This is a genomic window from Streptomyces sp. NPDC048297 (genome assembly GCF_043201585.1).
Lineage (GTDB): Bacteria > Actinomycetota > Actinomycetes > Streptomycetales > Streptomycetaceae > Streptomyces.
On sequence record NZ_JBICZA010000020.1, the window covers coordinates 112,901 to 125,558 of the forward strand.

General features: G+C 70.8%; 12 protein-coding genes and 1 pseudogene. 10 read left to right on the plus strand and 3 right to left on the minus strand.

What is annotated here, in order from left to right:
- Positions 1-695: 695 nt before the first annotated feature.
- Positions 696-2,090, minus strand: coding sequence for a recombinase family protein (locus tag ACGFYV_RS22755; protein WP_393880250.1), 1,395 nt, complete (start codon positions 2,088-2,090; stop codon positions 696-698).
- Here ACGFYV_RS22755 and ACGFYV_RS22760 point away from each other — a divergent pair.
- Both ACGFYV_RS22760 and ACGFYV_RS22765 read left to right on the plus strand, forming a co-directional pair.
- Positions 2,073-2,288 (plus strand): annotated as a pseudogene (locus tag ACGFYV_RS22760) (hypothetical protein); the annotation flags it as partial. The gene ACGFYV_RS22755 and the pseudogene ACGFYV_RS22760 overlap by 18 nt on opposite strands.
- A 240-nt stretch (positions 2,289-2,528) precedes the next feature.
- The gene (locus ACGFYV_RS22765; protein WP_393880294.1) at positions 2,529-3,713 is read left to right on the plus strand and encodes a winged helix DNA-binding domain-containing protein; all 1,185 of its coding nucleotides are present in this window, start codon (positions 2,529-2,531) and stop codon (positions 3,711-3,713) included.
- Positions 3,714-4,004: 291 nt separating this feature from the next.
- Here the strand turns inward: ACGFYV_RS22765 and ACGFYV_RS22770 are convergent, their stop codons facing one another.
- Positions 4,005-4,319 (minus strand): hypothetical protein, encoded by a 315-nt coding sequence (locus ACGFYV_RS22770; protein ID WP_393880251.1) that lies wholly within the window; start codon positions 4,317-4,319, stop codon positions 4,005-4,007.
- Positions 4,320-4,551: 232 nt separating this feature from the next.
- Between ACGFYV_RS22770 and ACGFYV_RS22775 the strand changes: the two genes are divergently transcribed.
- Together ACGFYV_RS22775 and ACGFYV_RS22780 are read left to right on the plus strand one after the other, a co-directional pair.
- Positions 4,552-4,920 carry an arsenate reductase family protein gene (locus tag ACGFYV_RS22775; protein ID WP_393880252.1) on the plus strand — a complete coding sequence of 123 codons (369 nt, stop codon included), beginning with the start codon at positions 4,552-4,554 and terminating at the stop codon, positions 4,918-4,920.
- A 141-nt stretch (positions 4,921-5,061) separates the two neighbouring features.
- On the plus strand, positions 5,062-5,796 hold the full coding sequence (locus ACGFYV_RS22780) for a hypothetical protein (RefSeq protein WP_393880253.1): 735 nt from the start codon (positions 5,062-5,064) through the stop codon (positions 5,794-5,796).
- Positions 5,797-5,799: 3 nt separating this feature from the next.
- Here ACGFYV_RS22780 and ACGFYV_RS22785 read toward each other — a convergent pair whose 3' ends face one another.
- On the minus strand, positions 5,800-6,654 hold the full coding sequence (locus tag ACGFYV_RS22785) for an alpha/beta fold hydrolase (protein WP_393880254.1): 855 nt from the start codon (positions 6,652-6,654) through the stop codon (positions 5,800-5,802).
- A gap of 93 nt (positions 6,655-6,747) precedes the next feature.
- Here ACGFYV_RS22785 and ACGFYV_RS22790 point away from each other — a divergent pair, with 93 nt between their 5' ends.
- The 6 genes from ACGFYV_RS22790 (at position 6,748) to ACGFYV_RS22815 (ending at position 12,467) form a co-directional block, all read left to right on the plus strand.
- Complete coding sequence (locus ACGFYV_RS22790; protein ID WP_393880295.1) at positions 6,748-7,209, plus strand: MarR family transcriptional regulator; 462 nt, start codon at positions 6,748-6,750, stop codon at positions 7,207-7,209.
- A gap of 158 nt (positions 7,210-7,367) precedes the next feature.
- Positions 7,368-8,399 (plus strand): glutamine synthetase, encoded by a 1,032-nt coding sequence (gene glnII, locus ACGFYV_RS22795; RefSeq protein WP_393880255.1) that lies wholly within the window; start codon positions 7,368-7,370, stop codon positions 8,397-8,399.
- 379 nt (positions 8,400-8,778) lie between these two features.
- Positions 8,779-9,375: a winged helix-turn-helix domain-containing protein gene (locus ACGFYV_RS22800; protein WP_393880256.1), complete on the plus strand. Its 597-nt coding sequence runs from the start codon at positions 8,779-8,781 to the stop codon at positions 9,373-9,375.
- 60 nt (positions 9,376-9,435) lie between these two features.
- Entirely contained in the window at positions 9,436-10,461 is a 1,026-nt protein-coding gene (locus tag ACGFYV_RS22805) for an NAD-dependent epimerase/dehydratase family protein (protein ID WP_393880257.1), read from the plus strand.
- Positions 10,462-10,512: 51 nt separating this feature from the next.
- On the plus strand, positions 10,513-11,829 hold the full coding sequence (locus ACGFYV_RS22810; protein WP_393880258.1) for a sensor histidine kinase: 1,317 nt from the start codon (positions 10,513-10,515) through the stop codon (positions 11,827-11,829).
- Positions 11,814-12,467 carry a LuxR C-terminal-related transcriptional regulator gene (locus tag ACGFYV_RS22815; RefSeq protein WP_393880259.1) on the plus strand — a complete coding sequence of 218 codons (654 nt, stop codon included), beginning with the start codon at positions 11,814-11,816 and terminating at the stop codon, positions 12,465-12,467. The genes ACGFYV_RS22810 and ACGFYV_RS22815 overlap by 16 nt, the downstream gene beginning before the upstream one ends.
- Positions 12,468-12,658: the final 191 nt, after the last annotated feature.

Genomic DNA, 12,658 nt, shown 5'->3' on the forward strand with positions numbered 1-12,658 from the left:
GACTCCTTGCGAGGGGACTGCCACGGTGAAGGTAAAGGGCCCTGACTTCAAGGCATGAAACCGGGGCAGCGTCCTACCCTGCGGACATGACTGTGGAGTCACAGTCCACTCAATCGTGTACCTATCGTGGCCAACCCGCTCGAGAACCACGCTGACTCTGTCCAGGGATGCCAATGCACCCGCTATCAGGGAACGTGCCGCAGCTCCCCGCGCGGCCCCCTGCGCAAGCTGCTCAAAGGCTCGGGCGTACAGCTCGACCTGGCTGGGTTGCTGGCTTCCGGAGCCAGAAGTCCACCAGCCTTGAGGGACCCCAGCGCTTGCGAGTAGCGGCCTTTGCTGTACAGCTCCCCCTTATCGTCGGCCAAGATGAGCTGCAATTCACCGGAACCCAAGGGTGCATGCCCGCCGCGCTGCATACGGTCCAACGCGAGGAGTCACATACGGGTTTCCGGGTGGAGGGCTGCGCTTCCGATTGCTGGATTGTGATGCTGAGGTCGGTACACCTTGGCGAAGTGGTAGCTCAACTAACCTCCATCTGACATAGGAAGGGCCCCCGGCGGCAGCCGGCGGCCCTACTTCCAGATGTACGCCTTTCTACCGCGCGAGTCAATCCCCTTCCTATCGCACGTCGGACGTACCTGTTGACTCAGTGTCAGACGCCAAGTGGAAAACGCGACGCAAGGGCAGAAGCCCTCTCATATTTTGAGCCGTTCCGGGATGAGCAACTCGAACGAGGCCTTGTAGCAGAGGAACTGGACGCCGTTGCGCCTCATGAGCGCCTCCAACTCAGCCACGTTGGTGCTCTCATCCCAAAGCTGTCGCCATGTCTTACCAAGACTGCGGTACTCCCACCTGTCCCCCGTTGGCATCTGGCTCAGGGCCTCGTACTCGGCGTTGAGTTTGTCGAGCGTCTTCTCTGCCTGGGGTCGCATGAGGGCCGTGCCGTACCGGCGGCCCGGCTCCATGTCCGCCATGATGTGACTGACCAGTTCCCGGATTTCGGCCATCCGGCCTTCGGCGTCCTCGCCGACGACGTAGATACGTTCCTCCACATCGTGATCGCCGAACTGTCCCGTCAGGTGATGCTCGAACGTGGCTAGGAGCCTGCCTGGCTCCCAGGAGATCTGCTCTGCGCAGCCGTGCCGCGTCTTGCCGTCTACCATGCGCGGGCTGACGCACCGATACTTCGGGTACTCGGCCCTGGAGCCGTCCTTCCTGTCTCTGCGAGAGATGTGCAACCGCATCTTGCCCTTGCAGTACCCGCAGCGGATCACATCCAGGAACGGGGTGATATTGGTGGGCGAGGAGACCGTGAAGGTTCGCTCGTTCAAGCAGTCCTGGAGCGCCTTCCACTCATCATCGGTGAAAATCGGCTCCGTAATGCGAACCTTCTGACCGTCACCGTTGATGACAGGAATGGTCTCGTAATACTTCTTGCCGGGTTTCCGTCGACTTTCCATTTTCCAGCCCATGAGAGCTTCGCTCTTGAGCATCTTGCGGATACCGGCTGCCGTCCACTTGTAATCGCGCCCGGACTCCTGGATGCGCTTTGACGGACGCGTGCCCCTCGGAGTCAGCTCTCCCCTGGCGTTGAGATCGTCAGCGACGGTCGCTGCCGAGTCGTCTCCGGTGAGCAAACGGTTAACGATCTCGCGGAGGACGTTGACCTGGTGCGGATTCTGGCGGAGGTAGGCGGCACCGTCCTCGCCCTTGAAGACCTCGTATCCGTAAGCGGGCATGCCTCCGGGCCACCTCTGCTGCTCCCGGACGCTCTCCCGGAAGCTCTTGACCCGCATGGCGGTGTTGCTGGCCTCCATCTCCGCCAAGGCCGAGAACAGGGAGATGATCACATGCCGAAAGGGGCCAGTCAGGTCGAAGATCGGCTCAGTGACGGACGCGAAGGACTTACAGCCGTGGTCTTCTGCCCACCGCAACATGTCCTTCATATCCATGACTTTACGGATGAAGCGATCAAGCTTCCAGAAGAGGATCAGATCGAACTCCGGAGCCTGTTCCTTGAGCCAGTGGCCCAGCTCGGGCCTCTCGAAGGGACTCTGTTTCGCCGCTGACACGTGCGCGTCTCGGGCCACGCCGACCTCAACCCAAGAAACAAAGTATCTTCTACCCCTTTGCCCCGCTGCCCGGCAGCACCGGGCACCGAGCACCGAGCACCGAGCACCGAGCACCGAGCACCGAGCACCGAGCACCGGGACAACGCGCTGGAGCTGCAGGTGAAGTCGATGCTCGCGGGCGACCTGAGGATCGAGCAGGACCTCAGCCGCTGGTTCCCGGTGTGGGGGCGCCTGGGATGGAGCGATGAGTCCGTCGACCGGCGGAGGCCGACGAACGGGGTGCTGAGCGGGCCGGAGGCTTGGCCAGGAGCCAGGAGCCAGGAGCCCCGGTGCAGGGGTGCGGCGGTGCCCGTTGTCAGTGGCGTGCGCGACCATGGCGGACAGCGCGGTGTGTACGGACGAGCACAACGCGGTGTGTGCGGACGAGCAAGGTGTACGGACGACGGGGAGACCGGCATGGGTGACGGACGGCTGCGGCACATCGGCACGGCGGAGCGCCGGGCCCGGCTGGCCCTGCGGCACCACCTGGCGCCCGGCGCGCGGGCGGCGACCCCCGAGGAGGTCGCCGCGTCCCTGGTGGCCCTGCACGGCTCGGACCCGGCGACGGTGTACCTGGCGGTGGGCGCGCGGCTCGCCGACGCCGCCAAGGCGGTGCCGGAGACCGAGCGGGCGCTGTACGAGGACCGTACGCTCGTCCGTATGCACGGCATGCGCCACACCGTGTTCGTGTTCCCGACGGAGCTGACCGCGGTCGTCCACGCCTCGACGGGCCTCACGGTGGCCGCCCGCGAGCGTGCCTCCCTCCTCAAGGACATGGCCAAGGCCGGCGCCCCGGACGCGGCCTGGCTGGCGGAGGTCGAGTCGTCCCTGCTGGCCGCGCTGGAGCGGCGCGGCCAGGCGACGGCGACGGAGCTGACGCGGGACGAGCCTCGGCTGCGCGAGCAGTTCGCGTACGCGGCCGGCAAGAGCTACGAGGGCGTCCACACGGTCTCCTCCCGCCTGCTGCGCGTCCTCGGCGTCGAGGGCAAGGTGGTCCGCGGGCGCCCCCTCGGTTCCTGGACCTCCGGCCAGTTCCGCTGGGCGCCGGCGCCCGCACACCCGGAACTGGACGCCGCTCAGGCCCAGGCGGACCTGCTGCGGCACTGGCTGCGCGCCTGCGGCCCGGCCACGGAGGCGGACCTGAAGTGGTGGACGGGCTGGCGGGTCACGGACGTCCGCCGCGCCCTGTCCGCGATCGGCGCGCGCGAGGTCTCCCTCGACGAGGGCACGGCCTACGTCACCGCCGAGGACACGGAGCCGGTGGAACCCCCCGCCGCCCCCTGGGCCGCACTCCTGCCCGTCATCGACCCGACCACCATGGCCTGGCAGCAGCGCGACTGGTACCTCTCCCCCGACCTGCACCCCCACCTGTACGACCGCAGCGGCAACCTGGGCCCGGCGGTCTGGTGGAACGGCGAGATCGTCGGGGGCTGGGCCCAGCGCGCGGACGGAGAGATCGTCTGGCACATCCCGGAGGCGGGCGTCCGCCGGGAGGCCGAGGAGGCCGTCGCGGCGGAGGCCGAGCGGCTGCGGGACTGGGTGGGGGCGACGAGAGTCACCCCGCGGTTCCGGACACCGCTGGAGCGAACGCTGACGGCGTAGCGCCGCCGGTCCCGTGGGGCGGCATGGCGCCAGACGCCGAACCCGAGGGGCGGCATGGCGCCAGACGCCGAACCCGAGGGGTGGCATAGCGCCGGGCGCCGAACCCATGGGACGGCATGGTGCCGGGCGCCGAATCCATCAGGTGGCAAGGCGCCCGACGCCGAACCCGTGGGACGGCATGGCGCCGGGCGTCGGATCCCCCTGGGGCGGCATGGTGCCGGGCGCCGAAAACGCATGGGACGGCACAGCGCCGAGCGTCCCGCACCGACGCGGGGCGCCCGGCGCCGTGGCTCACCGGGAGTAGCGCATCAGCGCCCGCACCATGTGGCAGGTCGTGTCGGACGGCGGGTGCACCCCGATCCGCTCCGCCGTGCTGCGGATCGTCTCGTTGCGGGCCTGGTCGGCCAGGTAGACCCCGGAGTCGAGCAGGGCTATGGCCAGGCGCATCGCCTTCAGGCGCCGGTTGTGCGTGACGTACCAGTCGCGTGGCCGCCCGGCCGGCAGCGGGCGCTTCGCCATCGGTGTGTAGGGCGAGTCGAGCACGACGGAACGCTGGGCGGTGGACTGGGTCGGCAACGGCTTGGTCTTCAGAGCGGCAGCGGGCACAGGCATCCTCCTGTCGCGGTCAGGGCAGTCACCGGAATCCCGGCGACTCCCTCGAACACTGCTACCAGTCTACTGCCGGGCACTGACATCCAGGCAGTCCGCACGGTCCATCAAATCCCCAGGTGAGCAGGGAAGTTGTCGCCGTGTCACACCAGCTCCGGGAGGGGCGCGTGAGGCGGCGTCGAATTCGAACAGAGCTACCCTTGGAAGGCCACCCGATACCGTGGGCGCCATGGAAATCTGGATCAATCCGGCCTGCTCCAAGTGCCGCAGCGCCCTGACGCTCCTCGACGCCGAGGGCGCCGACTACACCGTCCGCCGCTACCTGGAGGACGTGCCGAGCGAGGAGGAGATCAGGGCCGTTCTCCAGCGGCTCGACCTGGAGCCGTGGGACATCACCCGGACCCAGGAGACGGCCGCCAAGGAGCTGGGGCTCAAGGAGTGGGCGCGGGACGCGAGTGCGCGGGACCGGTGGATCACGGCCCTGGCCGAGCACCCCAAGCTCATCCAGCGCCCGATCATCACGGCCGACGACGGCACCGCCCTGGTGGCCCGCACCGACGAGGCCGTACAGGAGGCACTCACCCGGAAGAAGGGCTGAGCGAGAGCCGGGAGAAAGCCGAACGCGGCTCAACTCCGGTGTGACGCAGGTTACTTCCACGACTGCGGTGACCGCTGAGTAACCGCGTCCGGCCTCCCGTACCTAGCGACGTACGCTCCCCTACCTCTTCAGGAGGCGCGCATGTCGCGCAGGAGAACTCTCAGCACGAAGAAGAAGCTCGCGGTGCTCGTCGGCGCCGCGGCGGTGGCGGGCGGCGGGGCCTTCGCGCTGGCGTCGACCTCGAACGCCGCGCAGCCCGCGCAGAGCGCGAAGACGCTGTCCGCCGCGAACTCGACCGTCTGCCAGGGGCTGGCCACGGCCCACGGCAACAACGACAGGTTCATCGCGGACCAGAAGGCGAACCCGGACGCCCAGTCGGCGGCCAGGATCGCCAACCGCGAGGCGGTCATCAAGCAGATCGAGGTCCAGCAGAAGGCCGCCGGATGCACCGTTGGGGAGTCGGCTCAGGGCTCCCAGGCGGCGCAGGGCGGCCGGCAGGCGGGCGGCGGTCAGCAGAACAACGGCAACGGGCAGGGCGGCAACGCTCAGAGCGGCCGGCAGGCCGGCGGCGCCCAGCAGGGTGCGCAGGCCGGCGGCGCGGTGAACGGCGGTGGCGCCGCGGCCTCGGGACGGCAGGTCTGCAACGGCTCCACCGTCACGCTCTCCGGCGAGGGCGGCGCCCCGGCCGCGTCCAGCAACCAGTTCCCGGCGGGTACGACGCTGAAGGTCACCAACCTGGACAACAGCAAGTCCACGACGGTGAAGGTCGCTTCCGTCTCCGGCAGTTGCGTGCTGCTCAACAACGCGGCCTTCGAACAGGTCCGGGAGCCCGGCAAGTTCCTCATCCGCCGCGCGGTGATCGAGAAGGTGGGGTGAGGCTCAGCCGTCCGACAGGAAATCGGTGAGCCGGCGAGTGAGGTCGTCCGGTGCCGCCTGCGGCAGGGCGTGGTGCGAGACGTCCGCGAGGACGGCGCTCTCCACGCGCGGCAGCAGCGCACCGGCCCGCACCGCCACCGTGACGGGGTCATGGGTCCTGCTGTTCGCGGCCACGAGCAGCAGGACCGGCACGTCCAGCGCCCGCAGCGCGTCCGGCGCCGGACGGGGCCCCGTCACCGGCCTCACCGCAGGGAATCCGGCGGCCTCCTCCTGGAGGCGGAGCCAGTCCGGGTCCACGGCTGCCCCGGTCTCCCACTCCAGGAAGGCGCGGACCCGGTGGGGCGCGGGCCGCAGCAGCATCGGCAGGGCGTGGAGCAGGTACGCCGCCTTGTACCCGGCGAAGCACCGGGTCGGGTCCAGGAGGAACAGGCGGCGCACCCGGGCGGGTGAGCGCAGGGCGTGGTGCAGGGCCGTCCAGGCTCCGTACGAGTGCCCGCCCACGTCGGCGGAGGTGACGCCCAGGCCGTCCAGCAGGGCGTCCAGCCAGGCGGCCAGATCGGCGACCGTACGGGGGTGGCGACCGGTGGCCGGGGTGCTCAGGCCGGGGGCGCCGATCAGGTCGGGGGCGTAGACGCGGCGGACGCGGGCGAGGTCCGCCGCCTGCGCGTACCAGGACACGGAGGTCGCTCCGCCGCCGCCCGGCAGCAGGAGCAGTGGGGGCGCCTCGCGCGGGCCGCAGGCGTTGACGCGGGTCTCGCCGAAGGGCGTGGGGACGGTCAGCGCTTCACGGTCAGCGGGCCATTTCGCCAGCACCGTGTCGTACGCGTCCCTGAAGCGGTCACCGTCATATCCGGCCATGGCCGCGACACCCCCTATTATCTCGTTCGGCGAGATATTCGCTCAGCGAGATGATAACTATGGAGGCCTCTTGTGCAGCAGCCCGGACCCGAGATGGAGATCGTCCATCTCCTTCGTGCCACGACCGTCGAACTCGGCCTGCACAGCGCCCGGTTCGCGCACCGTCACGGCATGCACCCCACCGACGTCCGCGCCCTGATCGCGCTCATGGACGCCCGGCGGGCCGGCGAGGAGACGACCGCGGGGCGGCTCGGGACCGCACTCGGTCTCAACTCGGCGGGCACGACGGCGCTCGTCGACCGCCTCGAACGGGCGGGTCATGTGCGGCGGGTGCGCGCGGAGCGGGACCGGCGCCGGGTCGTGATCGAGGTCGAGGAGCGGGCGGTCGAGCTGGGCTTCGCCTTCTTCGGTCCGCTGATCGAGCGCTCGGTGGAGTTGCTGCGCGGCTACGACGACAGGCAGCGGTCTACGATCCGGGACTTTCTGGAGGGGGTGCGCGAGGCGGCCGCCGCGCAGATTCCCGCCGTTCCGGGCGCCGAGCCCCCCGTCACGTGAGACGCGCCACAGAAACGCCAGGTAACACGGGGTTCACATAAGGGCAACGGACGGGAAATCGCGCGTTGCCAATGTGACGGGCAGATCGACGCGGCGCACCGAGCCCGCGGCACCCGAACCGAGTGCGCCCGACCCACACCCCTAAGGAAGTGGACCCCGTGACCTTCAAGGCCGAGTACATCTGGATCGACGGAACCCAGCCGACGGCCAAGCTTCGCTCCAAGACGAAGATCATCACGGGTGCACCGGCCGGTCTCGACGCGCTTCCGCTCTGGGGCTTCGACGGCTCCTCCACCAACCAGGCCGAGGGCCACTCCTCGGACCTCGTGCTCAAGCCGGTCTTCACCTGCCCGGACCCGATCCGCGGCGGCGACGACATCCTCGTGCTCTGCGAGGTCCTGGGCACGGACATGACCCCGCACCGGTCCAACACGCGTGCCGCGCTGGCCGAGGTCGCCGAGCGGTTCGCCGCGCAGGAGCCGATCTTCGGCATCGAGCAGGAGTACACCTTCTTCGACGGCAGCCGTCCGCTGGGCTTCCCCGAGAACGGCTTCCCGGCCCCGCAGGGCGGCTACTACTGCGGTGTCGGCGCCGACGAGATCTTCGGCCGCGACGTCGTCGAGGCCCACCTCGACAACTGCCTGAAGGCCGGTCTGGGCATCTCCGGTATCAACGCCGAGGTCATGCCGGGCCAGTGGGAGTTCCAGGTCGGCCCGCTCGCCCCGCTGGAGGTCTCCGACCAGCTGTGGGTGGCCCGCTGGCTGCTCTACCGCACCGCCGAGGACTTCGGCGTCTCCGCGACCCTCGACCCCAAGCCGGTCAAGGGCGACTGGAACGGCGCGGGCGCGCACACCAACTTCTCCACCAAGGCGATGCGCGAGGGCTACGAGGCGATCATCACCGCCTGCGAGTCGCTCGGCGAGGGCTCCAAGCCGCTCGACCACGTCAAGAACTACGGCGCCGGCATCGACGAGCGCCTGACCGGCCTGCACGAGACCGCCCCGTGGGACGAGTACTCCTACGGCGTCTCCGACCGCGGCGCCTCCGTGCGCATCCCGTGGCAGGTCGAGCGTGAGGGCAAGGGTTACATCGAGGACCGCCGCCCGAACGCCAACGTCGACCCGTACCTGGTGACCCGTCTGATGGTCGACACCTGCTGCACCGCGCTGGAGAAGGCCGGCCAGGTCTGATCCCCCGCACCTCCCGTACCGCTCGGGGCGTTCACCGTGAAGGTGGGCGCCCCTTCGGCATGTCCCGGGGATGTCCGGCCTTCGGCATGTCCGGGGTGTCCGAACAGTGGAACGCGGGAGTGTCCGAGCAGTGGATGAGGGCTCCTGCGCCGCCGCCGTGTCTGCTTGAATGGGTGCATGGCCAGCTTCCGGAAGTACGCAGCGACGGGTCGCCATGACCTGGAGCCCTTCTGGCCCTCCCGTCAGCACCACGACTTCGACCGGGTGTGTTGCCGCGCGACGAACGCGCCGGCCCTCTGAAGCCGTACACCCCGGCCTTCGGCCAGCGCGCACGACGTACGTCCCCTGACGACACTCCGCGCGAAAGAGCTGACCTCTCATGGCGACCACTCGTTCTCTGTCCCCCACCCCTTCCCCCGCCCTCGCCCCCTCCCCCGCCGCCTCTCCTGCCCGGCACCGGTTGCGCGCCGTCGGCCGCGACGAGGTGATCGACGTGGCGCGGTTCCTGCCGCCGGGCGCCACCTGGCTGCCCGCGCCCCAGCACACCCTGCCGACACTGCCGGGCCAGCCGCCGATGGTCGGTTACCTCGTCCTCATCCCGGCCGACGGGCCGCACCCCCTTCCGGCCGACGGGCCGCACGCCGTCCCCGCCGACCGGCCCGGCGCCACCGGTGACACCGCCACCCCCCTCGTCCGCATCGACCCCGTACAGCGCGCCGCCAGCGTCGACGGCCGTGAACTCGACCTCACCTACCTGGAGTTCGAACTGCTCGCGCACCTGGTGGCGCATCCGCACCGGGTGCACACCAGAGACCAGCTGGTCACCACGGTGTGGGGGTACGGCCACGTCGGCGACGGCCGTACCGTCGACGTCCACGTCGCCCGGCTGCGCCGCAAACTGGGCGCGCGGCACCGCCAGACGATCCAGACCGTGCGCAGGGTCGGCTACAAGTACACTCCGCCGACCGGGCGTTGATCGTCTGCCGACAGCAGAACGCCGTTCCGTTCCGCGGGCCCGGAGGGCACAGTCACCCGCATGAGACTTCTTGTGCTGGGTGGTACGGAGTTCGCGGGACGGGCCGTCGTCGAGGCGGCGCTCGCCCGCGACTGGGACGTCACCGTCCTCAACCGGGGACGGCACGAACCCCCGCCGGGGGCACGGGCGTTGCGCGGCGACCGCACCGCGCCCGACGGGCTCGCCGCCCTGGCCGAGGGCGCCGAGGGCGAGTGGGACGTCGTCGTCGACACATGGTCGCGGGCTCCGCGCGCGGTGCGGGACGCGGCGCGGCTGCTGCGGGACCGCGCCGGGCGGTACGTGTACGTGTCGAGCTGCTCGGTGTACGCGTGGGCCCCGCCCGCCGGTTACACCGAGGACGCCGCCCTGGCCGAGGGCGCCGAGGCCGGTGCCGAGCAGACCGACTACGCGCGGGACAAGCGGGGCGGCGAACTGGCCGCGCTGGAGTCCTTCGGCGCGGACCGCTCGCTGCTCGTGCGGGCGGGGCTGATCCTCGGGCCATACGAGAACGTCGGGCGGCTGCCCTGGTGGCTGTCCCGCATCGCCCGGGGCGGACCGGTACTGGCGCCCGGCCCGCGGGACATGCCCCTGCAGTACATCGACGTCCGCGACCTCGCCGAGTGGATCCTGGACGCGGCCGGCGCCGGGCTGAGCGGGCCGTACACCCTGATCAGCCCGCAGGGGCACACCACGATGGGCGGGTTCCTCGACGCGTGCGTGACCTCGACGGGCGCGGACGCCGAGCTGCGCTGGACCGACCCGGACACCGTGCTCGACGCGGGCGTCCAGCCGTGGACCCAGCTGCCCGTGTGGGTGCCGCCGGGGACCGACATGCACGACGCGCTGCACGGCGCGGACGTCTCGCGGGCCGTCGGGGCGGGCCTGCGCTGCCGCCCGGTGACCGAGACGGTGGCCGACACCTGGGCCTGGCTCCGGTCGATCGGCGGCACCGCGCCCCAGCGCCCGGACCGCCCGCCGCTCGGCCTGGACCCGGAGGTGGAGGCGAAGCTGCTGCCGGCCGGGGGTGTACCTGGCACCACCCCCTGACGTGGGGCTTCGCCCCGTGACCCGGGGCTTCGGGTCGGCAAGACTGGCCGTATGAACACCGACACGAAGAACGGCGGGGTCCGGGCGCGGGCCCGGGAGGTCGTGGGGGCCCGGGAGGTCGTGCGCGTGCGGGCCCGGGAGGTCGTGCGGGCCGGCGTACGGGGACTGGCGCTGGCGGTGGCCGTGCTGCCTCTCTCGGTGCTGTTCCTCGTCCTGACCCTCGTCTCCGTCGCGCTCCTCCCGGTCGGCGTCGGCCTCGTCACGACTCCGGTGGTCCTGACCGGGGTGCGCGCCCTCGCGGACAAGCGCCGGGAACTGGCCGCCGAGTGGTGCGGGGTGCGCATCCCGTCGGCCTACCGGCCCGTCCCCGCCGGCGCCAACCCGTGGACGCGCACCTTCGCCCTGCTGCGCGACCCGCAGGTCAGGCGGGACGTGCTGTGGCTGCCGGCCGACATGACGGCCGGCTTCCTCACGGCGCTGCTCCCGGCCGTCCTCCTCTTCTACCCCTTCGAGGGGTTCGCGGTGGCGGCCGGGCTGTGGCGGGTGCTCGCCGACGGCGGCGATACGTACTGGTACGGCTTCGTGCCGGTCAGCGACGGGCCCACCGCGCTCGGCGCCGCCGCCACCGCCGCCGTCCTGCTGGTCGCCGCGTACCGCTACACCCCGCGCCTGCTGAAGGCGCACTTCGACCTCACCCGCGCCGTCCTCACCACTGGGCAGGGCGAACTCGCCGCGCGTGTGCGGGTGTTGACCGAGACCCGGCAGGACGCGGTGGACACCTCGGCCGCCGAGCTGCGCCGCATCGAACGCGATCTGCACGACGGGGCGCAGGCCCGGCTGGTCGCGATGGGCATGGACCTCGGCACGATCGAGATGCTGCTCGACAAGGACCCGGCGCAGGCGAAGAGGCTGCTCTCGCAGGCCCGCCGGAACTCCGTCGAGGCTCTGGAGGAACTGCGCGACCTGGTCCGGGGCATCCATCCGCCGGTGCTGGCCGAGCGCGGACTCGGCGACGCCGTAAGGGCGTTGGCGCTGCGGCTGCCGCTGACCACGGAGGTGTCCGTGGAGCTGCCCGGCCGTGCGGACGCGCCGGTCGAGTCGGCCGCCTACTTCGCGGTCAGCGAGGTGCTCACCAACGCCGTCAAGCACTCCGGTGCCGACCGGATATGGGCGGACGTGCACCACACGGACGGCATGCTGCGGATCACGGTCACCGACAACGGCAGGGGCGGCGCAGCGGTCGGCGCGGGTTCGGGGCTCGCGGGGATCGAACGGCGACTGGGTACATTCGACGGCGTCCTGGCCGTCAGCAGCCCCGCGGGCGGTCCCACGCTGGTGACCATGGAGATCCCGTGCGCGTTGTCCTAGCCGAAGACCTCTTCCTGCTGCGCGACGGGCTGGTGCGGATGCTGGAGGCCTACGGCTTCGAGATCGCCGCTGCCGTCGAGTCGGGCCCCGAACTGGCCCGCGCGCTGGCCGAGTCGGCACCCGACGTCGCGGTGGTCGACGTACGGCTGCCGCCCACGCACACCGACGAGGGCCTGCAGTGCGCGCTCCGGGCCCGCCGGGACCGGCCCGGACTGCCGGTGCTGGTCCTGTCCCAGCACGTCGAGCAGTTGTACGCGCGCGAGCTGCTGGCCGACGGCACCGGCGGGGTCGGCTATCTGCTCAAGGACCGGGTGTTCGACGCCGAGCAGTTCGTGGACGCCGTACGACGGGTCGCGGCGGGCGGTACGGCGATGGACCCGCAGGTCATCCAGCAGTTGCTGTCCCGCAGGGCCGCCGCCGACCGGCCGCTCGGCCGCCTCACCCCGCGCGAGCTGGAGGTGCTGGAGCTGATGGCGCAGGGCCGGTCGAACGTGGCGATCGCCGGGCAGCTGGTGGTGACGGAACGGGCCGTCGCCAAGCACACCTCCAACATCTTCGCCAAACTGGGCCTGGAGGTCTCGGACGACGACAACCGCCGTGTGCTGGCGGTGCTGGCGTACCTCGACCGCGACCGGTGAGCGGTCCGCTCCGCATCCTCCTCATGTCGTTCTCATCTCTTTCCCATGTCAACTCCTGCTGCTCAGGGGCCATTTGAGGCCTCCGAGCCGACGTGGGCCGCCGATCGATCCGTGGGACCGCTGAACACCGGTGGGGCGGCGTACGTATGGATGGGCGCCGCTTCACCCCCTGGCGGGTGCCTCGATGCCGC

Coding starts and splice junctions, on each gene's coding strand:
- ACGFYV_RS22780 (WP_393880253.1), top strand. CDS start 5,062: ATGTCGCGCAGGAGAACTCTCAGCACGAAGAAGAAGCTCGCGGTGCTC.
- ACGFYV_RS22765 (WP_393880294.1), top strand. CDS start 2,529: ATGGGTGACGGACGGCTGCGGCACATCGGCACGGCGGAGCGCCGGGCC.
- ACGFYV_RS22785 (WP_393880254.1), bottom strand. CDS start 6,654: ATGGCCGGATATGACGGTGACCGCTTCAGGGACGCGTACGACACGGTG.
- ACGFYV_RS22790 (WP_393880295.1), top strand. CDS start 6,748: ATGGAGATCGTCCATCTCCTTCGTGCCACGACCGTCGAACTCGGCCTG.
- ACGFYV_RS22800 (WP_393880256.1), top strand. CDS start 8,779: ATGGCGACCACTCGTTCTCTGTCCCCCACCCCTTCCCCCGCCCTCGCC.
- ACGFYV_RS22805 (WP_393880257.1), top strand. CDS start 9,436: ATGAGACTTCTTGTGCTGGGTGGTACGGAGTTCGCGGGACGGGCCGTC.
- ACGFYV_RS22775 (WP_393880252.1), top strand. CDS start 4,552: ATGGAAATCTGGATCAATCCGGCCTGCTCCAAGTGCCGCAGCGCCCTG.
- ACGFYV_RS22810 (WP_393880258.1), top strand. CDS start 10,513: ATGAACACCGACACGAAGAACGGCGGGGTCCGGGCGCGGGCCCGGGAG.